Here is a 26,140-nt window from a genome sequence, read left to right as displayed (position 1 = left end):
GGTGATCGAGCCGCCGCGATCCGCCGCGGCCCTCGTCGTCGACGTGCTCGTCCCGGTCGCCGTCGACGTCGCCTATTCCTACGCGGCCCCGGCCGGGATGGAGCTGCGCCCGGGCGACTTCGTCGAGGTCCCGCTCGGAACCCGCCGCACGGTCGGCGTCGTCTGGGAAACGCGCGCGGGCGGCCCGGGCGCCTCGAACCTGAAGCGCGTCGAGGCCCGCCTCGACCTCGCCCCGCTCCCCGACGCGCTGCGCCGCCTCGTCGATTTCGTCGCCCGCTGGACGCTTTCGCCGCGCGGCATGGCGCTGCGCCTCGCTGCCCGCGCGCCCTTTTCCGGCGCACCGGAGCCGGTCCGCTTCGGCCTGCGCCCGACGGGGGCGACGCCGGCGCGCATGACTCCCGCGCGCGAGAAAACCCTCGCGGCGGCGGGCGAGGCGCTGGCGCGGGGCGAGCTCCTGTCGAAGGCGGCGCTGGCTCGGGCGGCGCAGGCCTCGAGCGCCGTCGTCGACGGCCTCGTCCGCGAAGGCGCGCTGACGCTCGAGCCTCTGCCGCCGGCCCCGCTCGCCGGCGCGCCCGACGCCGGTTTCGCGCCGCCGATCCTCTCGCCCGATCAGGGCGCCTGCGCGCAGGTCCTGGACGAAGCGCTCGCGAGGCGCGCGTTCGACGTCACGCTGCTCGAAGGCGTCACCGGCTCGGGCAAGACCGAAGTCTATATGGAGGCGATCGCGAGCGCCCTGCGCGCGGGACGCCAGAGCCTCGTCATGCTGCCCGAGATCGCCCTGACGGGCGCCTTCGTCGAGCGCTTTGCGGCGCGGTTCGGCGCTGCTCCGCTCGAATGGCACTCGGGGATCGCGGCCGCGCGGCGGGCGTGCATCTGGAGCGCCGTCGCCGCGGGCGAGGCGAAGATCGTCGTCGGCGCGCGCTCGGCGCTGTTCCTGCCGTTCCGCGACCTCGGCCTCATCGTCGTCGACGAGGAGCACGAGGGCGCCTACAAGCAGGAGGACGGCGTGCCCTATCACGCGCGCGACATGGCCGTCGCGCGCGGCAGGTTCGAGCCTTGCGCCGTGGTGCTGGCGAGCGCCACGCCCTCGGTCGAGACGCGGGTCAACGCCGATCAGGGGCGCTATCGCCGCCTTGTCCTCAAGGATCGCCACAGCGGCCGCGCCACGCCGGGAATCGAGGCGATCGACCTGCGCCACTTTCCTCCGCCGCGCGGACGCTTCATCTCGGGCCCGCTCGCCGCGGCGACGGCGGAGGCGCTGGCGCGCGGCGAGCAGGCGCTGTTTTTCCTCAACCGGCGCGGCTACGCCCCGCTGACGCTGTGCCGAAGCTGCGGCCATCGTTTCGAATGTCCGAACTGCTCGGCCTGGCTCGTCGAGCACCGTTTTCGCGGCGCGCTCGTCTGCCATCATTGCGGCCATGCCGAGCCCCGCCCGCGGGCCTGCCCGCAGTGCGGCGCGGCCGACGCGCTCGTTCCGTGCGGGCCCGGCGTCGAGCGTCTCGCCGAGGAGACGGCGGCGCTGTTTCCCGACGCGCGGCTGATGGTCCTTTCATCCGACGCGCCGGGCGGGGCGGAGCGGATGCGCGCCGAGCTCGCGGCGGTGGCGGACGGCGCCTGCGACATCGTCATCGGCACGCAGCTCGTCGCCAAGGGGCATAATTTTCCATTGCTGACGCTGGTCGGGGTGATCGACGCCGACATCGGCCTCACCTCCGGCGATCCGCGCGCCGGCGAGCGCACCTTCCAGCTCCTGCGCCAGGTGGCCGGCCGCGCCGGCCGCTTCGAGCGCGAGGGGCGGGCGATGGCGCAGACCTACGAGCCCGGCCATCCGGTGACGCGGGCGATCCTTTCGGGCGAGTCGGAGCGCTTCTACGCGCAGGAGATCGAGGAGCGCCGGCGCGCCGGCCTGCCGCCCTTCGGTCGCCTCGCCGCGCTGATCGTTTCGGCCGATACGGCGCAAGCCGCCGAAGGCTTCGCGCGCGCGCTGGTCCGCGCGGCGCACGCGCTGCCGCCGTCCGACAAATGGCGCCTCGCGCCGGCGCCCGAGCTGGCGCAGGAGGACGAAATCGCCCTTTTCGGACCGGCCGAGGCGCCGCTCGCGGTCCTGCGCGGGCGCCGGCGGGTGCGGCTCCTCGCGCGCGCGCCGCGCTCGGCCGACCTGCAGGATTTCCTGCGCGCCATGCTGGCCGCCGGCCCGCGCCAGCGCGGCGGCGTCAGGGTCGAGGTCGACGTCGATCCGCAGAGCTTTCTCTGATGCGCGCTATGTTATAATACACAATTTAAGTGTACACAATTTAATATGTGATAATCAATTTGCGTCTACTCCATGAGCTGCGCCCGCAACGCCTGGACGTCGCGCGCCGGCGGCGAGCATGCGCCTTCGGCGCAGACGAAAGCGGCGGCTTCGCCGGCCGCCGCCAGCTGCGCCCGCGCGGGATGCCCTTCGGGAAGCGCCTCCGGCCGGTCGACGTCCATCACGAAGCGGCCGATGAACGGCGCGGCGAGCGCCGCTTCGTAGAGCGGCCGGCGCAAAGGTCCGGCGGTGACGATCTCGCGTCCGCGCAGCCGCAGGTCGAGCGCGTTGAGGACGCCGGCGTGGCCGACGACGTTCTCGGCGATCGCCGGCTCGAGCGCCGCAAGGAGCGCGTCGGCGCGCCGCAGCGGCTGCGGATCGCCGGCGATCGCGGAAAGACGCAGCAACGCGTCGAGATAGACCGCATGGGCGTTGGGGATGGCGTCGTCGCCCGTCGGCGCAAGGCGCAATGGAACGTCGGCGGCGTCGCTGGCGGCCATCGCGAGAAGGCCGGTCTCGGGGATGACGTGATATGTCTCGAGCGTCTGCGCGAAGGCGCGCGCGTCGGCGAGGCAATCGCGGCCGCAACCGGCTTCGGGCAGGCCGCGCGCCTCGTGCAAGGCGAGCGCGGCGCGCATCATCGCGGCGTAGTCGAGGGCGAGTCCGGGCCTCACGAACACGCCGGCGCGCCAGCTGTGGGCGAGCCGCGTCGCGCCATTTTCGTCGCGATAGGACATCGTTTCGAGGATGAAGCGATAGGCGCGCGCGGCCGTCGCGATCCACGCTCTTTGGCCCGTCAGCGTTCCGGCGTTGACGAGGGCGGCGATCATCAGCCCGTTCCAGTCGGCCATGATCTTGTCGTCGAGGCCGGGGTGGGGCCGCGACGCCCGCGCGTCGAAAAGCTTCTGGCGTAGCGGCGCGAGCCGCGCCTCCTCCTCCATCGTGGGACGTTTGGCGTCAAGCCGGTTCAGGACGATGACGCCATCGGGATAATGGGCGTCCACCCAGTTGCCGATGGGGCCGGCGTTGTAGAATTTTCCGAAGACGCGGGCGTCCTCCTCGCCCAGCGCCGCGACGATCTCGTCCCACGTCCAGACGTAGAACTTGCCCTCCTTTCCTTCGGAATCGGCGTCGAGCGCCGCGCAGAAGGCGCCGCCCTCATGGGTCATCTCGCGCTTGAGCCAAGAGACCGTCTCGCGCGCGCGGGCCAGGAACAGATCGTCCCCGAAGGCGTCGAAGCACAGCGCCAGACATTCGAGAAGCTGGGCGTTGTCATAGAGCATCTTCTCGAAATGCGGCACGAGCCAGCGTTCGTCGGTCGAATAGCGCGCAAAGCCGCCGCCGAGATGATCATAGATTCCGCCCTCCGACATTCTTTCGAGCGTCAGGCGCATCGCTTCGCGATAAGCGGGGATTTGCGTGCGCAGCCCGGCGCGCCAGAGCAATTCAAGGATCGGCGCATTGGGGAACTTCGGCGCGCCGCGCAGCCCGCCGTCGACCGTATCGATCGCCGTGACGAGCTGCGCGGCGATGTGGTCGAGCTGGACGAGCGAAAGTTCGAAGCCGCCGCGCGCCGGAGCGCGCGTCAGCGCGCGCCGGACCGCCCCGACATTGGCGGCGATGCGCGCGCGGTCCCGGTGGAAGGCCGCGGCCACGGCGCGCAGCACAGTGACGAAGGAGGGGCGTCCGTATTGCTCCACCTTGGGGAAATAGGTGCCGCCCCAGAACGGCTCGCCCTGCGGCGTCAGGAACATGGTGAGCGGCCATCCGCCGCGCTCGCCGAACGCATGCAGCGCCTGCATATAGATATGGTCGATGTCGGGGCGCTCCTCGCGGTCCACCTTGATATTCACGAAAAGCTCGTTCATCACCGCGGCGGTGTCCGCGTCCTCGAAGCTTTCATGCGCCATCACATGGCACCAGTGGCAGGCGGCGTAGCCGATCGAGAGCAGGATGGGCCTGTCCAGCGCCTGCGCCTCGTCGAGCGCCGCCTGGGACCACATGCGCCAATGGACCGGATTGCCGGCGTGCTGAAGAAGATAGGGGCTCGCCGCGCGCGCGAGTTCGTTGGCTGACATGAGAGCGATCCTTCAGATTTCATGCGCCCCCGGGCTTGAGCGCGCATGAGCGCGACTGTCGATCGGCAGGGGACGATCTACGCCGTGAGCTCGGGAGCGGGCCGGTCCGCGATCGCGGTGCTGCGCCTATCGGGACCGGCCGCCGTCGCCATTGTCAAGGGCGTCGCCGGCGCGCTTCCGTCGCCGCGCGCGGCGCGCCTCATGCGGCTGCGGCATCCGCGGACGGGCGAAACGCTCGATCGCGGCCTCGTGCTGTTCTTCCCCGCGCCGGCGAGCTTCACGGGCGAGGATTGCGCTGAATTTCACGTCCATGGCGGGCGCGCCGTCATGGAAGGCCTGATCGCCGCGATCGCTGTCCATCCCGAGGCCCGCCCGGCGGAGGCCGGAGAGTTCGCGCGCCGCGCTCTCGCCAACGGCAAGCTGGATCTCGCGCAGATCGAGGGTCTTGGCGACCTTGTCGCGGCGGAGACGGCGCAGCAGCGCCGTCAGGCGCTGCGCCAGAGCGAAGGCGCGCTCGGCGCGCGCGCGGCGCGCTGGCGCGCCGTGCTGATCGAAGCCGGCGCGCGCCTCGAGTCCCGGCTCGATTTCGCCGACGAGGCCGAGGTTGCGAATGCCGGCGAGGACGCGCTCGCGCCGCTCATAGCTCCGCTCATCGCCGATCTCGAAGCCGAGCTCGCGAGCGCCAAAGCCGGCGAACGGATCCGGGAGGGCCTTTCGATCGTCATCGCCGGCCCGCCCAACGCCGGCAAATCCACTCTGCTCAACGCGCTGGCGCGGCGCGACGCGGCGATCGTTTCGCCTGAGGCGGGCACGACGCGCGACTGCGTAGAAGTGGCGCTCGATCTTGGCGGCTATGCCGTGACGCTGACCGACACCGCCGGCCTGCGCGAGGCCGACGGGGCGGTCGAACGCATCGGCGTCGCGCGCGCGCGCGAACGGGCGAGACGGGCCGATCTCGTGCTATGGCTGAGCGCGGCGGACGCGACGCAGGCGCCGGAAGCTGGCCTTTCCGACGCGCCGGTGTGGCGCATCGGCGCCAAGGCCGATCTCGGCGCGACCGTCGAAAACGTCGATCTGACGCTCAGCGCCGCGACGGGCGAGGGGCTCGACGCGCTGCTCGCGCGGCTCGAAAGCTTCGCCGCCGCTACGGGCGGTTCGGGCTGCGAGGGGGTGGTGACGCGCGAGCGTCACCGTCTGGCGATCCTCGACGCCGCGCAGGCGTTGCGGCCGCTCGTCGACGCGCGCCTGCCCGACGAGATCGCCGCCGAGCATCTGCGCATGGCGCTGTTCGCGCTCGAAAGGCTCGTCGGCCGCGTTGACGTCGAGGACATTCTCGACGAAATCTTCTCGCGTTTCTGCATCGGCAAATAGCGCGGACGAGCTGCCTGTTTCACGTGAAACAGGCGAGGGGTCGCATATGACGCATAAATTTGACGTCGTGGTCATCGGCGGCGGCCACGCCGGCTGCGAGGCGGCCGCCGTCGCCGCGCGCATGGGCGCGAAGACGGCGCTGCTCACCCTGTCGATCGACCGCATCGGCGTCATGTCCTGCAATCCGGCGATCGGAGGCCTCGGCAAGGGCCATCTCGTGCGCGAGATCGACGCGCTCGACGGGCTGATGGGCCGCGTCGCCGACGCCGCCGGCATCCAGTTCCGACTGCTCAACCGCGCCAAGGGGCCGGCGGTGCGCGGGCCGCGCGCCCAGGCCGACCGCAAGCTCTATCGCGCCGCGATGCAGGCGGCGTTGCGCGACATCGACGGACTTAGCCTTCTTGAAGGCGAGGCTGGCGCTCTTCTCGTCCACGGCGGCGCCGTCGAGGGCGTGACCACGGCCGCGGGCGAAGAGTTGCGTTGCGCCGCCGTCGTCGTCACCGCCGGTACTTTTCTGCGCGGGATGATTCATCGCGGCGCAGAGCGCACGCCCGCCGGACGTCTCGGCGAGCGTCCGGCCGCGCGGCTTGGCGAAACGCTGGAACGCCTCGGCTTCCGCATGGGCCGTTTGAAAACCGGCACGCCGCCGCGCCTCGACGGGCGCTCGATCGACTGGTCCGGGCTCGAACGGCAGAAGGGTGACGACGAGCCCGAACCCTTCTCCACGCTGACGGGGACAATCGCCAATCCGCAGGTCGATTGCTTCATCACTCACACCAATGAGGCGGCGCATGCGGTGATTCGCGCCAACCTCGCCCGCTCGCCTCTCTTCTCCGGGGCGATCAGCGGCCGGGGGCCGCGCTATTGCCCGTCGATCGAGGATAAGGTCACGCGCTTTTCCGATCGCGGCGCGCATCAGATCTTCCTCGAGCCGGAAGGGCTCGACGATGACACCATCTATCCCAACGGCGTCTCGACCTCGCTGCCGCCCGACGCGCAGCAGGATTTTCTGCGCGTCATTCCGGGTCTCGCCCATGTGCGGATGATCGAGCCGGGCTACGCCATCGAATATGATTATGTCGATCCGCGCGAGCTCACGCCCGGCCTCGAGACGAAGCGCCTGCCGGGGCTGTTTCTCGCTGGCCAGGTCAACGGCACGACAGGCTACGAGGAGGCCGGCGCGCAGGGTCTCGCCGCCGGGATCAACGCCGCCCTGAAAGCCGCCGGTTCGCCGCCGCGCCATTTCTCGCGGAGCGAGAGCTATCTTGGCGTAATGATCGACGATCTGATCTGCCGCGGCGTCAGCGAGCCCTATCGCATCTTCACCTCGCGCGCGGAGTTTCGTCTTTCGCTGCGCGCCGACAACGCCGACCAGCGCCTGACTCCGGCGGGCGTCGCGCTCGGCTGCGTCTCACGCGACCGTCGTGACGTTTTCACGCGCAAGGCCAAGGCGCTCAATGAAGCGAAGGCGCTGCTGACCGCACGCAGCCTGACGCCGAACGAGGCCGCGCGCCACGGCCTCGCCGTCAATCAGGACGGCCAGCGCCGCTCCGGCTTCGACCTCCTGGCGCTCGAAGGTATCTCCATAGCAACGCTCGCGCGCATCTGGCCGGAGCTCGCCGCCGTCGCGGCGCCGACTGCGCGACAGATCGAAATCGACGCCAAATACGCCGTCTATCTCGACCGGCAGGCGCGCGAAATCGCCGCCGCGCAGCGCGATGAGGAGCTCAAGCTTCCGGCCGATTTCGACTATGAATGCGTGCCGGGGCTTTCGAACGAGATAAGGGCGCGGCTCGGCGCGACGCGGCCTGCGACGCTTGGGCAGGCCGGCCGCATCGAGGGCGTGACGCCGGCGGCTCTCACGCTGCTCGCGGCGCGGCTGCGCCTGCTGAAGGCCGCGTCTTGAAGCGTCCGCGCCATCCGCTGCTCGACGGGCTGCCGCCCGAGACGCTGGAGCGTCTCGCCGTCTATGAGGCGCTATTGCTCAAATGGGTGCGCACGATCAATCTGGTGTCGCCCTCGACGCTGTCGGAAATCTGGGTGCGGCATTTCGCTGATTCGCTGCAGGTTTGCGCCGCCGCGCCCGCCGCGCGGCGCTGGCTCGACCTCGGCTCGGGCGCGGGCTTTCCCGGTCTCGTGACGGCGATCCGCCTCGCTGGCGAGCCCAGCGCGGAAGTGCATCTCATCGAATCGGATCAGCGCAAATGCGCCTTCCTGCGCGCTGTTTCACGTGAAACGGGGGCGGGCGCGATCGTCCATTGCGGGCGCATCGAGGCCGTCGTTCCGCAGCTTGCGGTCGACATAGAGGCGGTCAGCGCGCGCGCGCTGGCGCCGCTGCCGCAGCTCGTCGCCTACGCCGAGCCGTTCCTGCGAAAAGGCGCGGTCGGCGTCTTTTCCAAGGGCGCCAACGCACAGCTTGAATTGACGCAGGTCGAGGCCGCCGGTACATATCAATTGCGTTCCGCGCCGAGCCTTACGCGCGATCTGGCGCAGATCGTCGTGGTCGAGCGGCGGGACGCTCGCGCCGTTCCGACGGGCGCGTCGTCGGAGCCCTCGTTCTGACGCCGGAAATCCGCTTTCGGAATTTCCTTCCTGACGCCCGAATTTGTTTCCTGACGCCAAGGACGCCATGGCTGCTCCGCCTGAATTGCGGATTCTCGTGCTCGCCAACCAGAAGGGCGGCGTCGGCAAGACGACGACGGCGATCAATCTCGGCACGGCGCTCTCGGCCATCGGCGAGCGCGTGCTGCTCGTCGACATCGACCCGCAGGGCAACGCCTCGACCGGGCTCGGCGTCGACCGCAAGAGCCGCAAGATCTCGACCTATGACGTGCTGATGGGCGAAAAGTCGCTGAGCGAGGTGCTGCAGCCTTCCGCCGTGCCGGGCCTCTCCATCGCCCCCTCGACGCTCGACCTGCTCGGCGTCGAGCTCGAGATCGCCGCCCGCAAGGACCGCGCGACGCGCCTGAAGTCGGCCTTCGCCCGCTTCGCGCAGGAGGAGGCCGGACGCCCCGAGGGCGAACGCTTCACCTATGCGCTCATTGACTGTCCGCCGTCGCTGAATCTGCTCACCATGAACGCCATGGCCGCCGGCCACGCCGTGCTGGTGCCGCTGCAATGCGAATTCTTCGCCCTCGAAGGCCTGTCGCAGCTGCTCGCCACCGTCGACCAGGTGCGCGCCGCGCTGAACCCGGGCCTCGCCATCCACGGCGTCGTGCTCACCATGTTCGACGCGCGCAACAGCCTCGCCTCGCAGGTGGTCGCCGACGTGCGCGGCTTCATGGGCGACAAGGTCTATGACACGGTCATTCCGCGCAATGTCCGCGTCACCGAGGCGCCTTCGCATGGCAAGCCTGTGCTGCTGTACGACCTCAAATGCGCCGGCAGCCAGGCCTATCTCCGGCTCGCGTCGGAAGTGATACGGCGCGAACGGCTTTATCGCGCCGCCTGATCGGGAGAGCACGGCGATGAGCAGACCCAAGGGACTCGGGCGCGGGCTCGCCGCGCTGATCGGCGAGGGCGAGGCGCCTGGCGCGCCGCCGGTGCGGGCGCAGAAAAAGGCCCCGATCGAATTCCTGAGGCCCAATCCGCGCAATCCGCGCCGGAATTTCGACGAGGCGGAGCTTGAAGATCTCGCCGCCTCCATTCGCGAGAAAGGGCTGCTGCAGCCGATCCTGGCGCGCCCGCTCGCCGGCCTTGACGACGCCTATGAGATCATCGCCGGCGAGCGCCGCTGGCGCGCCGCCCAGCGCGCCGGGCTGCACGAGGCGCCGATCCTCGTCGTCGAGGCGAACGACTCCGAGGCGCTCGAGCTCGCCATCGTCGAGAACGTGCAGCGCTCGGACCTCAACGCGCTGGAGGAAGCTGCGGGCTACGAGCGCCTGTGCGCCGAGTTCGATTATTCGCAGGGCGATCTCGCGCGCGTCATCGGCAAGAGCCGCAGCCATGTCGCCAACACCCTGCGGCTCCTGAAGCTGCCCGAGCGGGTCAAGGCGCTGCTGACGGAAGGTCTCCTGTCGGCGGGCCACGCCCGCGCCTTGCTCGGCGTCGAGAATCCGGAAAGACTCGCCGAGCGCATTCTCGCCGACAACCTGAGCGTGCGCGAGGTCGAGCGCATCGCGCAGGAGGAGGCGGCGCAGGCGGAAGCAGCCAAGGCGGGCGAGGCCGCGCCGGCGCGCGCCTCCGCGCGACGCGAGAAGGACGCCGACACGCGCGCGCTCGAATCGACGCTTTCGACCGGCCTCGGCCTCAGGGTGACGATCTCGGGCAAGGGCGAGCGCGGCGAATTGCGCATCGCCTATCAGAGCCTCGACCAGCTCGACGCCCTCTGCCGGCGCCTCGATCCCTCGCTCTGACGCCTCGCTCAGCGGTCGACGAGCAGCCGATAGCCCGCGCCGCGCGCCGTCTGCAGGTGCAGCGGATTGGCCGGGTCGCGCTCGATCTTGCGCCGCAGCCGGTTCACCTGCACGTCGACGGTGCGCTCGTTGCCCGCCGCGCCCGAGCCTGCGAGCGCCTCGCGCGGCACCGTCTCGCCGGCGTGCTCGGCGAGGAGGCGCAGCATCTCGCGCTCGCGGTCTGTGAGGCGCACCACCTCGTCGCGCTGACGCAGCTCGCCGCGGTCGATGTCGAAGCAGAAGTCGGAGAAGCGCACCTGCGTCGCCGGCCCGTTCGTCGGCCTGGGCTGGGCGCGCCGCAGGATCGAGGCGATGCGCAGCGCGAGCTCGCGCGGCTCGTAGGGCTTGCCGAGATAGTCGTCGACGCCGGTCTCGAAGCCGCGCACGCGGTCGTCCGCCTCGGTCTTGGCGGTCAGCATCAGGATCGGCACCTGCGCGCCCTCGCCGCTCTCCTGACGCAGGCGCGCGGCGAAGTCGAACCCGTTCTCGCCCGGCATCATGACGTCGAGGACGATGAGGTCGAAGGTGAGGCTCCTGAGGCAGGCGCTGGCCTCCGCGGCGGATCCGGCGATGGTGACGCGGTAGCCCTGATCGGAGAGGAAGCGCGAGAGCAGCGCGCGGATGCGTCGGTCGTCGTCGACGACGAGAAGATGGGCGGCGTCGTCCGCCGGCGCGGCCCGGCGCGGAGTTTCGGACATGTCAGGCCTTTCTGGCGCGTCGCGCAGGCGCGCCGGGACGCGTCGCAGCGCTCGCAAGGACGTCGCGCCCGCCCTCGTCGATCATGGCGAGGAGAAAGGAGAGCGCGGCCGCCCGGCTCGGCGCCTGCGGCCCGTCGAAGACGCGCGCGAAGCGCTTCGACTGGACGCGCGCCGCCTCGCAGGCCAGCGCGCGTCCCTGCGCCGTGGCGTAGAGCCGCCTCTGGCGGCGGTCGCTCTCGCCGGGCGCCGCGTCGACGTAGCCCTGGTCGAGCAGGTCCTTGAGGACGCGGTTGAGGCTCTGCTTGGTGATTTGCAGGATGTCGAGCAGCTCGGCGATCGAAAGCCCCGGCCGGCGGCTGACGAAATGCAGGACGCGATGATGCGCGCGGCCGAAGCCGAAGCCTTCGAGCAGCAGGTCGGCGTCGCGCACGAAATCCCGATAGGCGAAGAACATCAGCTCGATGAGCTCGAAATCGACCTCGCCGGACGTCTCGCGCGTCGACTGCGAGCTCCATGCGTCTTGCGGGCGCAGATCCCGCAGGCGGGGGTCTCGCAAGGGCTGGTCCACGTTTGCTCCCGTCCGCCGCGGCGGCTTATAGTTCCGCACAATTTCAGGCGGGTCAATATATCGCGCCCTCAGCGGTCCGAGCGCGCCTTGGAGGTTTTCCAACGCCGTATTTTTGGATATGGTGCGCCGCGCTCCCCCCGCCTCCGAAAACGGGCCTGCGCCGCGCCCATCCCGGCGTAGAGCGCGAGCCAGGCGCATGGCGCGAAGATCCAGCGCGCGACGGCGTCGCCGCGCGAGATTTAAGGAATTGAGATCAATGTCGGTTCTGCCCTTCGATCAGCGCGACGGCTTCATCTGGTTTGACGGCGATTTCGTCGCGTGGAAGGACGCGAAGCTGCACGTGCTGTCGCATGGGCTGCACTACGCCTCCTGCGTGTTCGAAGGCGAGCGCGCCTATGGCGGACGCATCTTCAAGTCGCGCGAACATTCCGAACGCTTCCGCGCTTCGGCCGAGCTCCTCGATTTCTCGATCCCCTATTCGGCCGCCGACCTCGACGCGATCAAAGCGGAAGTCGTCGCGCGCAACAATTTCTCCAACTGCTACGTGCGTCCCGTCGCCTGGCGCGGCAGCGAGATGATGGCCGTCGCCGCCCAGCACGCGAAAATCCATGTCGCGATCGCCGCCTGGGACTGGCCGAGCATGTTCGACATCGCCACCAAGATGCGCGGCATCAAGCTCGACGTCGCCGAGTATCGCCGCCCCGATCCCGCCACCGCGCCGTGCCGCTCGAAGGCGGCCGGGCTTTATATGATCTGCACCATTTCAAAGCATCGCGCCGAGCGGCGCGGATACGCCGACGCGATGATGCTCGACTGGCGGGGGCGCGTCGCCGAATGCACCGGCGCCAACATCTTCTTCGTCTCCGGGGGGGCCCTGCATACGCCGATCGCCGATTGCTTCCTCGACGGCATCACGCGCCGCACGGTGATCGACCTCGCCCGCCGCCGCGGGATCGAGGTCGTCGAGCGCCGCATCATGCCCGAGGAGCTCGAAGGCTTCGAGGAGTGCTTCATCTGCGGCACCGGCGCGGAGGTGACCCCGGTCGCCGAGATCGGCCCCTACCGTTTTCTCCCCGGCGCGCTGTCGCGCGCCATGATCGACGACTACGCCGCCGAAGTTCAGCCGCAGCAGAAAGCCGCCTGATCTCTCCGCCAGTCCGCGTCCTGCCGAAAGGGCCGCCGTGGCCTTCGCCGTCTCCAGCGTCCCGCTCTACGGCCTGCTCCATGTCGCGTCCGATCACGGCGCGCACGCCAATCTGCGCGCCGGCGCCGCCGATCCGATCGACGTCTACCTCAAATGCGCGGCGCTCTGCGCGGCGTCCGTCGAGGCCGCCGGCTCGACCTTCACGCTCGTCACCAATGACATGGCGCGGCTCGAGACGCGGCGCGCCGCGCTCGGCCTCAGCGGGCCCAGGATTGTCGCGCGCGATTTCGTATGGCCGGTGCCGCGCGGAATCGCGTTCTACTCGGCGCATTACAAGCTCGAGCTGATCGAGGCTTTCGGCGCCGGCGCCTATGGCGAGCGGGTCGGGCTCATCGACGTCGACGCGCTGCTCACGAGCCCTTTCGCCCTCCCCTCGCTCACGGACGAAGCGCTCGCGGTCTACGACATTACGGCGATCGAGTCGGCCTCCTATGGCGCGGCGCGCGTCAGGGCCGATCTCGAAACCGTCGCCGGACGCCCCTTGACCGATCCGCGCTGGTACGGCGGCGAATTCATCCTTGGCGCCGCCGGAGCCTTCATGGCTCTCTTTGAGCATGTCAGGGCGTGCTGGGCGCGCTACGAGGCGGCGATCGGCGACCTGCATCATGTCGGCGACGAAATGATCGTCTCGGCGGCGCTCAATCTCGCGCGCGCCGACGGAATGAAGCTTCTGAACGCCGACCAGCCGGGCGGCGTCGCGCGCTGGTGGACGGCGCGCACCGACGCGCCCATTCCGCCCTTCTCGGCGATCGCCGACCGCAGCCTCCTGCATCTTCCGGCCGACAAGGAGTTCCTCGCCGCCTATCCCGCCGCCGGCTTCGACGGCGCCCGCTTCCTCTCCGGCTTCCGCGCCTACGCCGCGCGAAAACTGTTCGCGCGGCGGCTCGTCAACGTGGGCGCGGCGCTGCTCGGGCGCGGGCGCAAGCATGTGGCGCGGCTCAGCTGAGCCTGTCAGGGCGCCTTGAACTTCGCCCATTATCCGTCTCTATGGCGGCGTCGGCTCTTTATCCAGCGAGGCGCATGATCTTGCTCAACGCGAACGACAGGGCTCGGGCGCGCTTTCCTTTCGCGCGCTGCGCCGGCGCGGCCGCCGCGCTGGCGCTTTCGGCTTGCGCCGCCGCGCCGCCCCCCGCCTTCGACCTGTCCGCCGCGCCGGGCGGCTATGGCGCGCGGCAGGCGCGCCGGGCGCAGATCGCCGTCGCCGAGCCGACCGCCCTGCCGCTTCTCGACTCCAACCGGATCGTCGTGCGCCAGGGCGGTTCGGAGGTCTCCTACCTCGCCGGCGCCCAATGGGCGGAGCGCCTGCCGGCGCTGCTGCAGGCGCGGCTCATCGCGAGCTTCCAGAACGCCAGCCTGATCCGCGCCGTCGTCGCGCCTGGCCTTCTCGCCGACTACGAGCTGCGCAGTCAGTTGCGCCGCTTCGAATACGACGCCACGCGCGGAGCGGTCGAGGTCGAGCTCGCCGCGCAGATCTTCGGCGCGGCCGGGCGCATCGTCGCCGGGAAGATCTTCGCCGCGACCGCGCCGGCGCCGGGCGGCGGCCCGGAGGCCGTCGTCGCCGCCCTCAACGTCGCGAGCGCCGACGCGATGCGCCAGATCGTGCTGTGGACCGCGCCGAAGATCTGAGGCGTCAGCCCGGGCCGAAGCCCTCGAGCACGATCTTGCCGCGCGTCGTCCCGCTCTCGATCGCCTTGTGGGCGCGGCGCAGATTGGCGGCGTTGACCGGGCCGTAGCGCTCGGCGAGCGTGGTGCGCAGCTCGCCCGCGTCGACGAGGCGCGACACCTCGTTGAGGATCGCCCCCTGCTCGTCCATGTCAGGCGTCGCAAAGGTCGAACGGGCGAACATGTTCTCCCACACGATCGTCGCGCATTTGCGCTTGAACGCCATGACGTCGAGGCCGCCGGCGGGGTCGTCGATCACCGCGAAGCGTCCGAACGGGGCGATGAGCTCGACGATGTCGGCGAGATGTTCCCCGGTCTGCGTCGTCGAGAAGACGAAGCCCGGCGCGCCGAGGCCGAGCGCCTCGACTTGCGGCGCGAGCGGCCTTGAATGGTCGAGGACGTGATGCGCGCCAAGGGCTAGCGCCCAGTCGCGCGTCTGCGGCCGCGAGGCGGTGGTGATCACCGTGAGGTCGGTGAGCCGGCGCGCCAGCTGCACGGCGATGGAGCCGACGCCGCCGGCGCCGCCGATGATGAGCACGGCGTTCGCTGCGCCGGGGACGGGATCGCGGACCCGCAACCGGTCGAACAGCGATTCATAGGCGGTGAGCGAGGTCAGCGGCAGGGCCGCCGCCTCGGCGAAGCCGAGCGTCTTCGGCTTCGCCCCGACGAGGCGCTCGTCGACGAGATGAAGCTCGGCGTCCGCTCCCGGGCGCAGCTGCGCGCCGGCGTAGAACACTTCATCGTCGGGCCTGAACAGGCTCGCCTGCCCGCCGGCCGCGCGCACGACGCCCGCCGCGTCGAAGCCGAGGATCGCCCATTGGCCCGGGGGCGGGGCCCCCCGCTTGCGCATCTTCGCGTCGATCGGGTTGACCGAGACGGCGCGGACCTCGACGAGGAGGTCGCGGCCCTTCGGCGTCGGCGCGTCGATCTCGATGTCGACGAGCGCTTGCGGGTCGTCGATGGGCAGGGACGCCTGATATCCGACTGCGCGCATGAAAATCCTCCAGTTTCGTCGCCGAGCCCCGCTCCGGCGAACTGCGCCGGAACTCTCGACGCCCGACGTCGGCTCCCCTCAGAGCCGATCGGCGATGGAGTTCTCGGCCGGCGCGTTGGCGAGCTGCGCGAATCCGCGCTCGCGGTCGCGGTCGCCCATCAGCTCGAGCGCCGACTGGGCGAAGCGCGAGGCGTCGCCGAGCGCGGAAAAGGGACCGGTGGCGAGGCTCATCCTGCGCCACAGCGCCTCGTCGCGGTCGAGAAGGCCCATGAAGAAGGCGAGGCCCTGCGGATTGTCGGGTTCGACGACGAAGCCGTTGACGCCGTTGCGCACGAGCAGATCGCGCGCGCCGCAATTGTCGGAGACGATCACCGGCAGGCCGAGCGCCTGCGCCTCGATGACCACATTGCCGAACTGCTCCTGAAGGCTCGGCAGGATCAGCGCCAGGCTGGAGCCCAGCAGCGGGCAGACCTCCTCGATCTGCAGGAAGCCGTGGAACACCACCATGTCGGCGACGCCGAGCCGCTCGGCCTGCGCGCGCAGCTCCTGCTCAAGCGGGCCGGAGCCGCAAAGCCGCAGCTTGCGCGGGGCGGCCGAGGCGGCGCGGTAGAGCGCATAGGCCTCGAGCGCCATGCCGATGTTCTTCTTCGCGATCATGCGCGCGACGATGATGAAATCGCGTTCCGCGAAAGGGGGGCCGCCAGGGGCGCGGTCGACGCCGGCGAGGCGCCGGATGCGGTCGGTCGAGAGCGCGTCGTAGTTCAGGACGATCTGGCGCGCAGGCAGGCCGAGGAAGCGGAAATAGTCGGCCGAGCGCGCGCCGGCGGCCATCGCGCCATTATAGGGAAGGTAGAACAGCTTCTTGATGAGTTCGCGCCCGACGTAGCGGCGATAGTCGTCGAATTTCGAGTCGTTCATGACGAAGACGCGGCTGCCGGTGAGGCGCAGCAGCAGGGCGGTCATGAAGACGTGGGGCGTCTCGTAGTGGCAGAAGAAGAAATCCGCCGGACGCAGCCCGAAGCAGGTCTTCAGGAGGGTCGTGAATTTGCGCCAGTTCGAGACGTCGTCGATCGAAACGCCCTCGAACAGCGTGCGCTTCTCGAAATGCGCGCCGTCCTCGGGCCGCCAGTCGTAAACGACGCTCGAGCCGCCGAGCTCAACGCCAATCACCTTGCGGCGGTCGCCGAGGCGCAGCGCGAGGGCGTCGCAGCGGTCGGAGTGGACGGGACCGAAATTCTCCCAGACGAAGACGACCAGGGACTTGCTCATGCGCGAAGGTCCGTCCGCGTCGGGAAAGCGCGGAGCCGCCCGGCGCGTCGGGGCACCGAACGCCATTTTCCCGTCGCGACGGCCGCTCCTGGCGCAGCGCTCTCCAAATTCTTTTTCCTTACGCGGAGCGGAACGACCGCCGGCGTCGCCTGGAGATTTTCAGACGCTTCGGCGCGTTCGGGCCCGAGGCGTTCGACGTCTGCATTCCGCGCAAAGCATGTGCGGGAAAGCGCCGCCGTCGTCAATACGGCGCAGGTTGCAACGCACCGGCCCGGCGCAAGCTTAGCGCGGGTCGAGGCCGCCCGCCGTCCGTTCGCCGCGCATCCGCTAGTCCGCCTGGAGCCGCCGCGGGAAGCTCTAGGCCTTGGGGCCGCCGCGCGCGACGCCGACCTTGGCCGGGCGAAGGACGCGGTCGGCGATGACATAGCCGGGCTCGACGACCTGGGAGACCGTGCCGGCCGGCACGGAAGGGTCAGGCTGCTCGAACAGCGCCTCATGCAGATTCGGATCGAATTTCTGTCCCGCCGGGTCGATCTTTTTGACGCCGAACCGTTCGAGCCGCGAGGCGAGGTCGCGCTCCGTGAGCTCCAGCCCCTCGACCAGGGTCTTGAGCCCGCCCTCGGCGCCGGCGCGCGCTTCGGCTGGAACGCTCGCCAGCGCGCGGGAAAGATTGTCGGCGACGGTCAACATTTCGCGAGCGAAGGAGGCGACGCCATAGGCCTTGGCGTCGGAGACTTCCTTCTCCGTGCGCCGGCGCAGATTCTCCATCTCGGCGAGCGTGCGCAGCACCCGGTCCTTGAGCTCGGCGTTCTCGGTCTTCAACTTTTCGAGGACTGCGAACGGATCTTGCTCCGCCTGCGCCTCCGGCGCCGGCTCGCCGGGCTGGCCCGCGCTTTGGTCGCCCGCCTCGCGCGGGCCGTCGTCGGCGTTCCTGAAATCGCTCATGGCTCAATCTTCATCTGACGCGCTTCGTGTGAACGCGCTTCATCCGCAGCCTGTCGGCAAGTCGGCCCGCGGCGCCTCGGATATCAGCCCTGCCCGCGAAAAATCAAGCGGCGCGCGCCGTTTCAGGCGTGAAGACGGCGAGCAGCTTGCGCCGGATTTCGTCGTGGACGCTCCGGTCGACGATTTTCTCGCCGGCAAGGTCGGTGACGTAGAAGACGTCCGCCGCCTTCTCGCCGAAGGTCGCGACATGGGCCGAGCCGATGTTGAGCTCGAGCTCGGAGAGCGCCGCGGTGAGGTCGAACAGGAGGCCCGGACGGTCGAGCCCGGAGGCCTCGACGACGGTGAAGCGCTTGGAGAGCGAATTGTCGATCACGACCTCCGGATGCACCTTGAAGGTCTTGAGCCGCCCGGCGGCCGGGCCGGCGCGCGCGGCGACCATCTCCTTGATCGTCATCTCGCCGGCGAGCGTCTTCTCGACGGCGTAGGCGATGCGGCTCGCGCGGCGCAATTCGTCCTCGTCGAAGTCGAACTCGCGCGAGATGACGATGGTGTCGAGGGCCATGCCGTCGGTCGTCGTGAACACCTGCGCGTCGACGATGTTGGCGGAGGAGGCGGCGCAGGCGCCGGCGATGATCGACAAGAGGTGCGGCGAATCCGGCGCGATGACGGTGAGGGCGGTGACGCCGCGCAGCGGGTCGATGGAGACATGCGTCACCGGCGCCGGCATCTCGACTTCCGTCATGTTGAGAAGCTTGGCGTGCAGGATCTGCTGGTCGAGGTCGGCCTTGAGCCAGTAGGCCGGCGGATGGCGCTGCGCGTAGGCCTCGAAGTCGAGGTCGGACCAGTTGGGCAGGCCGCGGCGCAGCTCGAGCTGCGCCTGCGCCACGCGGCGGCGCCGGTCGATGGTCGAATGTCCTCCGGCGAGGAACATCTCCGTCTCCCAGTAGAGGGTCCGCATCAGCTCGGCCTTCCAGTGGTTCCACACGCCCGGGCCGACGGCGCGGATGTCGCAGACGGTGAGGATGAACAGCATCTTCAGCCGCTCGAGCGTCTGCACCTTGCGGGCGAAGGTCGAGATCGTCTGGCGGTCGCCGAGGTCGCGCCGCTGCGCGGTGTCCGACATGACGAGATGGTGCTCGATCAGCCAGGCCACCGTGTCGGTCTCGGCCTCGCTGAGGCCGAGGCGCGGGCAGAGCTCGCGGGCGACGCGCGCGCCGGCGATCGAATGATCCTCGACGCGGCCCTTGGCGACGTCGTGCAGGAACAGGGCGACGATCAGCGCCGTGCGGTTGGCGATCGACTGCAGGATCTCGCTCGCCAGCGGGTGCTCGCTCGAAAAGCGGTTCTGCTCCATGCCGACGAGATTGCCGACGGTGCGCAGGAGATGCTCGTCCACCGTGTAATGGTGGTACATGTTGAACTGCATCAGCGCGACGATGCGGCCGAAGTCGGGCACGAAGCGGCCGAGCACGCCGGCCTCGTTCATCTGCCGCAGCACGATCTCGGGCGTGTTGCGCGAGGTCAGCACGTCGAGAAAAAGGCGGTTGGCCTCCGGGTCGGCGCGCAGCTTCGCGTCGATGCGCTTCAGCGAGCGGGTGACGAGCCGCGTCGCGTCGGGATGGATGGCGAGGCCGTTGCGGTCGGCGACCCAGAACAGCCGCAGGAGGTTGACCGGCGCCGTCTCGAAGACGTCGAGCGAGGAGACGGTGACGCGGCCGTTCTCGATCGCGAAGTCGCCCGCGGCGATGGACGAGGGCGGCGGCAGGAACGGGCCGAAGCGGTCGAGCATGGCGGCGGGCTTGGCGTGGCGCTCCTCAAGCGCCGCGCAGAGGATCGCCGTGAGGTCGCCGACGTCCTTCGCCACCAGGAAGTAATGCTTCATGAAGCGCTCGACGCTGGCGAGGCCGCCGCGCTCGCTGTAGCCGAGCTTGCCGGCGATCGGCGGCTGCAGGTCGAAGGAGAGCCTCTCCTCCGCGCGTCCGGCGGTGAAATGCAGGTGGCAGCGCACCCGCCACAGGAAATCCTCGCAGCGGCGGAACAGGCGGGCTTCCGCCCTGGAGAACACGCCGGCGGCCACGAGGTCGGCCGTCTCGCGCGCCCGGTAGACGTATTTGGCGATCCAGAACAGGGTGTTGAGGTCGCGCAGGCCGCCCTTGCCGTCCTTGACGTTGGGCTCGACGAGATAGCGCGAGCGTCCCGCCTTGGCGATGCGCGCGTCGCGCTCGGCGAGCTTGGCCGAGACGTATTCGGCGGCCGAGCCCTCGACGATCTCGCGCTGGAACCGCTCGCGCATCGCCTCGAAGGCCGCCTGGTCGCCGAGCAGGAAGCGCGCCTCGAGCAGGGCGGTGCGCACGGTGAAATCCGAGCGCGCCTCCGAAACGCATTCGGCGGCGGTGCGCGCCGAATGGCCGACCTTCTGGCCGATGTCCCACAGGACATAGAGGACCGCCTGGACGATCGCCTGCGTGCGCGCCGTCGGCTCGTCGGGCAGCAGGAACAGGAGATCGATGTCCGAGCCCGGCGCGAGCGTCGCCCGGCCGTAGCCGCCGACCGCCGCCAGCGCGTAGTTCTGCTCGCTTTCGCCCGCCGGGAGCGGGTGGACGAACGTCACCACATATTCGTGGATCGCGCCGATCAGCGCGTCCTCAAGATGGGAGAGCTGCGCGGCGCAGGCGTAGCCGCCGCCCTTGGCCTCCAGCGCGGCCCTGGCCCGGGCGCGGCCGCGCTCCAGAGCCTCGCGGAACGCGGCGAGCGCTTCGGCGTGGCCGACGCGCGCCGCGGCGGCGACGGAGGCGCGCAGGGCGGCGGCGTCGATGAGGAGGGCGGCCGCCGACGCGGACGAGGGTCGGCGGCGTTTGACGGGAGAAGGGGAAACGTCCAGCGTCACGCAGCGAGAATCCGGTTGGCCGCTTTCAGCGGCGCATGAAAGATCATCCGCGCGCCCTCAGCCGCGCCTCGATCGCGTCCCATGCGGCGACGGCGAGATCGGGGCCGCCCACGCGCCTGATCGCGCGCACGCCGGTGGGCGACGTCACGTTGATCTCGGTCAGGAATCCGTCGATGACGTCTATCCCGACGATAACGAGACCTCGGCTTTTTAGTTCCGGTCCGATCGTCGCGCAGATCTCGCGCTCGCGCCCGGTCAGCTCCGTCGCCAGCGCGGCGCCGCCGCGGACCATGTTCGAACGGATGTCGTTCTCCGCCGGCACGCGGTTGACCGCGCCGAGCGCGAGGCCGTCGATCAGGATGATCCGCTTGTCGCCGCGGCTGACCGCCGGCAGAAACTGCTGCGTCACCCAGGGCTCGCGGAACGTCGCGGCGAACAGGTCGTAGAGCGAGCCGAAGTTCGGGTCCTTCGGCGCGACCTTGAACACGGCCGCCCCGCCATGGCCGAACAGCGGCTTCATGACCACCTCGCCATGCGCGTCCCGGAACGCCTCGATCGCCTTTCGGTCGCGCGAGATCAGCGTCTTCGGCATAAGTTCGGGAAATTTCATCACGAACAGCTTCTCGGGCGCGTCGCGCACGCTCGCCGGGTCGTTGACGACGAGGACATGCGGCGGCAGCGCCTCGAGGAGGTGCGTCGTCGTTATATAGGCGAGGTCGAACGGAGGATCCTGGCGCAGCAGCACCACGTCGACGTCGGAAAGGTCGAGGGTCCGCGCCGCCTTCTGCGAGAAGTGGTCGCCCGGCGCGTCGCGCACCTCGACCTCGCGCGCGCGCGCGGTCACGACCCCCTCGCGCAGCGAAAGACTTTCCGGCCGATAGTAGAAGAGGCGATGGCCGCGCGCCTGCGCCTCCAGCATCAGGGCGAAAGTGGTGTCGCCGGCGACGTTCAGGGACTCGATGGGGTCCATCTGGACCGCGACGGCGAGAGGCATTCGGGCGGTTTCCCGGGCCGGCGGAACGAGCGGCCCTTCGGCTCTTCTTTTAAGCCTGCGTCGGCGTCGCGCAAGCGGCGGCCGCGGCGTTGTAGCTTATATGTGACGACAAGCGTCAATCCTGCGCCCACGCCTCCCATTCGCCGCAATTCACGTCGCGCGGGCGAGCGCCGCGCTCTAGACTTCGGCCGTCCGCTCCCATCTACGGGTTTCGCCCATGCCGAGGCAACGCATTCGTCCGAAGACCGCAAGCTGGACGCTCGCGCGCCTTGCGCTCGCCCTGCTGCCGCTCGGCGCGGCCGCGCCCGCCGGCGCGGTCGAATACGGGCTGAGCCTCTACCAGCTCGGCCTCGTGACGCCTTCTCCCGGGGTGACGCCGCCGCCGGGGCTCTATTTCTACGACGTCTTCGCCTATTATCGCGGATCCGGCGAATTGCACGAGCACGCCCGCGTCCCCGATCCCACGCGCGTCACCTACAAGATCACCGGCGACCTCGCGATCTTCGCTCTCTACACCGATTTCGAGCTTTTCGGGGGCACGCTCGGCTTCGCCACGACCAACGCCGTCGGGGCGCAGCAGACGAGCGTCGCGACCCCTTACGTCGACGCGCAGGGCGTTCCGTCCGTCCTGCGCGCCAGCAGGGAGATCAACGGCTTCGCCGACAGCGAGCTCACGGCGCTTCTGGGCTGGCGCGCCGGCGACAATCATTTCAAGCTCTACGTCAGCGGCTTCATCCCGACGGGGAACTACGATCCCGCGCGCATCGCGCAGACCGGGCTCAACCGCCCGGCGCTCGACGTCAAGGGCGCCTATACGTTCATCGGCTCCGACACCGGCTTCGAGGCCTCGGCGGCGCTGGGGATGACGCTCAACGCCACCAACGTCAAGACCGATTACACGAGCGGCGCGGAGCTTCATTTCGAGTGGACGCTCGGCCAGCATCTGCCGCAGGGCCTGTTTCTCGGCGTCGGCGGCTATTTCTACCAGCAGGTGACGCCCGACAGCGGCCCAGGCGCGATCTACGGCGGGTTCGAGGGGCGGGTGGCGGCGGCAGGCCCGGTGGTGAGCTATCGGCTGCGGCTGGACGGCCAGGAGGCCTATTTCTCCGCCAAATGGTACCATGAGTTCGCCAATTACAATCGCGTCGCCGGCGACGTGCTTTTCGCGACGATGGGATTTCCGCTCTGGTCTCCGCCGCCGGCGGTTACGGCGAGCCGCTGACGCGGGCGCGCCGGACCGGGGAGACGCCGTCGCCGCAAAGCGTCGCCTGCGCCGCGCGCGGGGCTTGCGCGGCGCGGCGCAAGCGGCTAAGTGTGCCCCGCCTTCGGACGGCGCGGATCAAACGCCGCCCCGGCATGCGCGCCCGTAGCTCAGCTGGATAGAGCACTAGACTACGAATCTAGGGGTCAGGAGTTCGAATCTCTTCGGGCGCGCCATTCCGGTCCTAAACCACGAACCAGTGCGTTCGGGGACCGATTGCCGGAAATTGCCGCATGCAGCACGTCCTTGCTGCCGATAATGCGGACGGTTTTCTCGCCAACGACGATCGCGCTCAACAGGCTGCGCAGATAGGCCTTGCGGGCCGGCGTCTCGCCATTGTCGAGCAGTTCGTTCATCAGCGCCGCGAATTTCGCGACCTTCTCTGGATCGAGGCTGGCGGAACTTGTCCCATGCGCCTGGGCCCGTTCGAACGCGGCCTTGGCCTTCTCGCGTTCTCCCTTGAGGCAACCGATTCGATCCTTGAGCAGGTCGTCGATCTCGACGACGCCCTCTTCAAGGCTGCGATAGAGGCGCTTGAGGCGATCCTCGACCTCAACGATCCGGGCCTGCAGCGAAACCAGCCGCTGGTCGATTTGAGCGTTGCGAAGCTGCCTCTTCTCGACAAGGCCGGCGAGGCATTCGACGAGCCGCTCGGGCGTGAACAGCTTTTCCTTGATCGCGCGGAGCACGAGATCGTCGAGGAAAGCCATTCGAATGGAATTGCCCTTGCAGGCGGTCGGCCCCTTCTGGGCGCGGCTGGCGCAGGCGTAATAGGTGTAGACCCGGCCGGACCTCGAGGTGCCCGTGCGCTGGGTCATGCCGCCGCCGCAATGCGCGCAGGAAGCGAGGCCCGTCAGCAGGATCGGTCCATTGACGACGCGCGGCGCAGTAACGCGGGGATTGTTGGCGGCGAGCTTCGCCTGGACGCGGTCGAAGGTCGACTGGTCGAGGATCGCCGGCACCGCAATCTCGACGATCTCGGCTTCCGGCTTTTTCTCGCGGGTTTTGGCGCTCCGGATGTTGTAGCGCCATCGGCCGACATAGGCGGTGTTGGTCAGAATGTGGTGCAGTGGGCCGATGCCGAAGGCACCGCCTCTCTTCGTGCGATAGCCGCGGCTGTTGAGCCAGTTGACGGTCTGCTTCAATCCGAGGGCGGGCGTGTTCGTTAGGTGATCGCCTTCAATGCAGAGCCGATAGATCAAGCGCACGGTCTCGGCCTCGACCGGATCGACGGCGAGCCGCTTCTTGATTTTCTGGCCGCGCTTTTCCGCCTCGACGATGGTGTAGCCGAGAGGGGGCGAAGCGCCGTTCCAGAAGCCCTGCCGCGCATTCTCCTTCATGGCACGGGTGACGTTCTTGCCGTTCTCCTTGGATGTGTATTCGTCGAAGATGCCGATGATCTGACGCATCATCTCCTGGCTCGGATCGCTGCCCGTTGGCTGTGTCATCGAGACCACTTCGACGCCATGCCGGCGCAGCTTGCGGACAGTCAGTTCCATTCCCACGCCATCGCGGAAGAAGCGTGAGAAGGCGTGAACGACGATCACGTCGTAGGGGCGATCGGCATCGCAGGCACGCTCCAGCATCGCCTGGAAGACCGGACGGCGATCGTCCGTAGCGGTCGCTCCGGGTTCGACATACTCATCGACGATCTGCCAACCGTTGCCGAGGCAGTACCGGGTGGTAAGGTCACGCTGAGACGGCAACGAGACCTCGCCCTCCGCCTGACGCCCGGTCGAGACGCGCAAATAGAGCGCTGCCCGCAGCGGCCGGACGTTCGGGATGACTTCAGCAGTGGCCGTTTGTTTCGTAGCTCTTTTCATCGTCTCTCTATCCACACCCGGTCCGGAGTCTTGCAGCATGGGACTCGAGACGCAACGTCGGATGCGCTTCAACTTAACTTATTGGTCCAACAACTCATCCAAAGCCCGCCCCAGATAGGTTTCCAGGACGCGAAGTTCCGCGTCTGAAACGGGCAACGGGTCCGGTAAATCCAATGTCACGGACCAGTCCGCAGGAGTTTGAGGAGGAAGATGCTCTCGGCGATCGGTCCGACGACGCCCACGGCCCAGCCCTTCCTTGTTCTGATCTTTCAGCGCAGGCACCGCTCGCCCCCGGTTTTTCGGAGGCAAACAAATGATGGATTTTCAGGCCGGTCGGGGAAGCGATAAGTGGGAAGCTCCCAGAATGCTCTCGCGCCGGCTTCGCGGTCGCCTCAGCTTCTGATATCGCTGACCAAACGAGGATGACGTTGGTTTGCAGCCTCTTTTTCGCTCAACAGGGCGCGCAGCCAGTCGCGGAAGCTGACAATCTCAGGGCAATCCGCGGCGCCTTCGGCTGCAATTAGCCAATCACCCAGACCAGCTCCCTCATTGACCCGGTCGCAGCGATAGCCCGGATGGTGACCAAGTCCCCGAGCTATCAGCAGATCGATCTTGCCCTCCACCAACTCGTGCAGACCGGCGGGCTGCAGCACCCGCAAACCGATTTCCGCGTGTTCACTGCGAAACTCTGCCAAAGCAAGGCGGCGAAGATCGAAGCCGCCGTGGACGCCCAAATGCAGTTGCGCCGCGCCTATCGGTTTCAATTGCGCGGTTGCGTCCGCAATGCGGCGAAAGCCACCGGATATCTCAGGCAGATAGGACTGCCCCGCGGGTGTCAGGATAAGCTGCTTATGCAGCCGCTCGAACAGGCGCACGCCAAGGCGTGCTTCCAGTGATTTCACCTGGTGCCCCACGGCGGCCGGCGTCACGTGCAGCTCGTGCGCGGCCAGCTTGAAGCTGAGGTGCCGAGCGGCAGCTTCAAAAGCGCGGAGCGCGTTGAGAGGTGGGAGGGCGTAGGTCATCGCATATTGTGGCACTGACCGGCTGCGGTCTTGCAATAGATCTTCTAGGGCTGAACCGCAGGAACTGTGCTTTGCGCCGATTTCCTGCCCACAGTTACCGTCTGGCTTCCCAGTGTCGTGAGGACTTTCCTGCATGCGCATTGGCGCGGAGAGCCAGATTGCCTACTTCTTCCGATCGAAGACCGACCGTTTCGACCTTTGTGCCGGATTCATCGGCGGCCTGGCGGCGATTGCTGATCACGCTTGCCATAGCCACGATCGGCAGCGTCGGCCAATGGTCGGTCGTGATCGTGCTGCCCCAGGTGCAGGCCGATTTCGGTGGCACACGTGGCGCCGCTTCCTTGACGTATACCCTCACGACGATCGGCTTTGCCCTCGGCGGCCTCATCACTGGCCGTCTGACGGACCGCCTCGGCATCGTCCCCGCGATGGGGATCGGCATTCTGTTCCTGTTGCTCGGCTACCTCGCGGCCGGCGCTTCGGCGGCGTTGTGGCAGTTCATCGCCGCGCAGTTCGTCATCGGACTGGGAGCATCATCGACCTTCGCGCCACTAAGAGCGCCTAACAAAACCGTCTCAAGGCCCTGAAGCAAATGATAGCGGCGGCGAGGACGATAAAGGCGCGGTAGAGGTCGGCGTGTCGCTCATAGCGGACGACGAGGCGACGGAACTGATTGA

General features: G+C 68.8%; 21 protein-coding genes and 1 tRNA gene. 12 read left to right on the top strand and 10 right to left on the bottom strand.

Annotation, left to right across the window (positions count from 1 at the left end; genetic code table 11):
• Window position 1 precedes the first annotated feature (1 nt).
• A complete protein-coding gene (locus ACE3OG_RS10670) occupies window positions 2-2,254 on the top strand; it encodes a primosomal protein N' (RefSeq protein WP_374308404.1) in 2,253 nt (750 codons plus the stop codon).
• Window positions 2,255-2,319: 65 nt separating this feature from the next.
• Here the strand turns inward: ACE3OG_RS10670 and ACE3OG_RS10665 are convergent, their stop codons facing one another.
• Window positions 2,320-4,371, bottom strand: a complete 2,052-nt coding sequence (locus ACE3OG_RS10665) for a thioredoxin domain-containing protein (protein ID WP_374308402.1) — start codon at window positions 4,369-4,371, stop codon at window positions 2,320-2,322.
• A 45-nt stretch (window positions 4,372-4,416) separates the two neighbouring features.
• Here ACE3OG_RS10665 and mnmE point away from each other — a divergent pair, with 45 nt between their 5' ends.
• The 5 genes from mnmE (at window position 4,417) to ACE3OG_RS10640 (ending at window position 10,097) form a co-directional block, all read left to right on the top strand.
• Window positions 4,417-5,742 carry a tRNA uridine-5-carboxymethylaminomethyl(34) synthesis GTPase MnmE gene (gene mnmE, locus ACE3OG_RS10660; RefSeq protein ID WP_374308400.1) on the top strand — a complete coding sequence of 442 codons (1,326 nt, stop codon included), beginning with the start codon at window positions 4,417-4,419 and terminating at the stop codon, window positions 5,740-5,742.
• A gap of 46 nt (window positions 5,743-5,788) precedes the next feature.
• Window positions 5,789-7,648 carry a tRNA uridine-5-carboxymethylaminomethyl(34) synthesis enzyme MnmG gene (gene mnmG / locus ACE3OG_RS10655; protein ID WP_374308398.1) on the top strand — a complete coding sequence of 620 codons (1,860 nt, stop codon included), beginning with the start codon at window positions 5,789-5,791 and terminating at the stop codon, window positions 7,646-7,648.
• Complete coding sequence (gene rsmG / locus ACE3OG_RS10650) at window positions 7,645-8,304, top strand: 16S rRNA (guanine(527)-N(7))-methyltransferase RsmG (RefSeq protein ID WP_374308396.1); 660 nt, start codon at window positions 7,645-7,647, stop codon at window positions 8,302-8,304. Before mnmG ends, rsmG begins: the two co-directional genes overlap by 4 nt.
• A 67-nt stretch (window positions 8,305-8,371) precedes the next feature.
• On the top strand, window positions 8,372-9,193 hold the full coding sequence (locus ACE3OG_RS10645; protein ID WP_374308394.1) for a ParA family protein: 822 nt from the start codon (window positions 8,372-8,374) through the stop codon (window positions 9,191-9,193).
• Window positions 9,194-9,209: 16 nt separating this feature from the next.
• Complete coding sequence (locus tag ACE3OG_RS10640) at window positions 9,210-10,097, top strand: ParB/RepB/Spo0J family partition protein (protein WP_374308392.1); 888 nt, start codon at window positions 9,210-9,212, stop codon at window positions 10,095-10,097.
• 8 nt (window positions 10,098-10,105) lie between these two features.
• On the opposite strand, the gene ACE3OG_RS10635 is transcribed toward ACE3OG_RS10640, so the two are convergent.
• A complete protein-coding gene (locus ACE3OG_RS10635; RefSeq protein ID WP_374308390.1) occupies window positions 10,106-10,834 on the bottom strand; it encodes a response regulator in 729 nt (242 codons plus the stop codon).
• Window position 10,835: 1 nt separating this feature from the next.
• Window positions 10,836-11,390, bottom strand: coding sequence for a MarR family winged helix-turn-helix transcriptional regulator (locus tag ACE3OG_RS10630; protein ID WP_374308388.1), 555 nt, complete (start codon window positions 11,388-11,390; stop codon window positions 10,836-10,838).
• Window positions 11,391-11,658: 268 nt separating this feature from the next.
• On the opposite strand from ACE3OG_RS10630, the gene ACE3OG_RS10625 reads away from it, so the two are divergent.
• The 3 genes from ACE3OG_RS10625 to ACE3OG_RS10615 all read left to right on the top strand — a co-directional run bounded on the left by ACE3OG_RS10625 (window position 11,659) and on the right by ACE3OG_RS10615 (window position 14,232).
• Window positions 11,659-12,546, top strand: coding sequence for a branched-chain amino acid aminotransferase (locus ACE3OG_RS10625; RefSeq protein ID WP_374308386.1), 888 nt, complete (start codon window positions 11,659-11,661; stop codon window positions 12,544-12,546).
• 37 nt (window positions 12,547-12,583) lie between these two features.
• On the top strand, window positions 12,584-13,552 hold the full coding sequence (locus ACE3OG_RS10620; protein WP_374308384.1) for a hypothetical protein: 969 nt from the start codon (window positions 12,584-12,586) through the stop codon (window positions 13,550-13,552).
• 74 nt (window positions 13,553-13,626) lie between these two features.
• Window positions 13,627-14,232: an ABC-type transport auxiliary lipoprotein family protein gene (locus ACE3OG_RS10615; protein WP_374308382.1), complete on the top strand. Its 606-nt coding sequence runs from the start codon at window positions 13,627-13,629 to the stop codon at window positions 14,230-14,232.
• Between the two features lie 4 nt (window positions 14,233-14,236).
• On the opposite strand, the gene ACE3OG_RS10610 is transcribed toward ACE3OG_RS10615, so the two are convergent.
• The 5 genes from ACE3OG_RS10610 to gshB form a co-directional block, all read right to left on the bottom strand.
• Window positions 14,237-15,262: a zinc-binding alcohol dehydrogenase family protein gene (locus ACE3OG_RS10610; RefSeq protein ID WP_374308380.1), complete on the bottom strand. Its 1,026-nt coding sequence runs from the start codon at window positions 15,260-15,262 to the stop codon at window positions 14,237-14,239.
• Between the two features lie 78 nt (window positions 15,263-15,340).
• Window positions 15,341-16,531, bottom strand: coding sequence for a glycosyltransferase (locus ACE3OG_RS10605; protein ID WP_374308378.1), 1,191 nt, complete (start codon window positions 16,529-16,531; stop codon window positions 15,341-15,343).
• A gap of 357 nt (window positions 16,532-16,888) precedes the next feature.
• Window positions 16,889-17,476, bottom strand: coding sequence for a nucleotide exchange factor GrpE (gene grpE / locus ACE3OG_RS10600; RefSeq protein WP_374308376.1), 588 nt, complete (start codon window positions 17,474-17,476; stop codon window positions 16,889-16,891).
• 103 nt (window positions 17,477-17,579) lie between these two features.
• The gene (locus ACE3OG_RS10595; protein ID WP_374308374.1) at window positions 17,580-20,363 is read right to left on the bottom strand and encodes a [protein-PII] uridylyltransferase; all 2,784 of its coding nucleotides are present in this window, start codon (window positions 20,361-20,363) and stop codon (window positions 17,580-17,582) included.
• A 43-nt stretch (window positions 20,364-20,406) separates the two neighbouring features.
• A complete protein-coding gene (gene gshB / locus ACE3OG_RS10590) occupies window positions 20,407-21,357 on the bottom strand; it encodes a glutathione synthase (RefSeq protein WP_374308372.1) in 951 nt (316 codons plus the stop codon).
• 217 nt (window positions 21,358-21,574) lie between these two features.
• Here gshB and ACE3OG_RS10585 point away from each other — a divergent pair, with 217 nt between their 5' ends.
• Both ACE3OG_RS10585 and ACE3OG_RS10580 read left to right on the top strand, forming a co-directional pair.
• The gene (locus ACE3OG_RS10585; RefSeq protein ID WP_374308370.1) at window positions 21,575-22,579 is read left to right on the top strand and encodes a transporter; all 1,005 of its coding nucleotides are present in this window, start codon (window positions 21,575-21,577) and stop codon (window positions 22,577-22,579) included.
• A gap of 138 nt (window positions 22,580-22,717) precedes the next feature.
• A tRNA-Arg gene (locus tag ACE3OG_RS10580) sits at window positions 22,718-22,794 on the top strand.
• On the opposite strand, the gene ACE3OG_RS10575 is transcribed toward ACE3OG_RS10580, so the two are convergent.
• On the bottom strand, window positions 22,765-24,441 hold the full coding sequence (locus tag ACE3OG_RS10575; protein ID WP_374308368.1) for a recombinase family protein: 1,677 nt from the start codon (window positions 24,439-24,441) through the stop codon (window positions 22,765-22,767). The two genes, ACE3OG_RS10580 and ACE3OG_RS10575, sit on opposite strands and share 30 nt — an antisense overlap.
• Before the next feature lie 392 nt (window positions 24,442-24,833).
• Window positions 24,834-25,463: a LysR family transcriptional regulator gene (locus ACE3OG_RS10570; protein WP_374308366.1), complete on the bottom strand. Its 630-nt coding sequence runs from the start codon at window positions 25,461-25,463 to the stop codon at window positions 24,834-24,836.
• A 230-nt stretch (window positions 25,464-25,693) separates the two neighbouring features.
• Here ACE3OG_RS10570 and ACE3OG_RS10565 point away from each other — a divergent pair, with 230 nt between their 5' ends.
• Complete coding sequence (locus ACE3OG_RS10565; RefSeq protein ID WP_374308364.1) at window positions 25,694-26,050, top strand: MFS transporter; 357 nt, start codon at window positions 25,694-25,696, stop codon at window positions 26,048-26,050.
• Window positions 26,051-26,140: the final 90 nt, after the last annotated feature.

The sequence above is a fragment of the Methylocella sp. genome (assembly GCF_041905455.1).
GTDB lineage: Bacteria > Pseudomonadota > Alphaproteobacteria > Rhizobiales > Beijerinckiaceae > Methylocapsa.
This window is presented reverse-complemented; position numbering and strand designations above follow the sequence as displayed.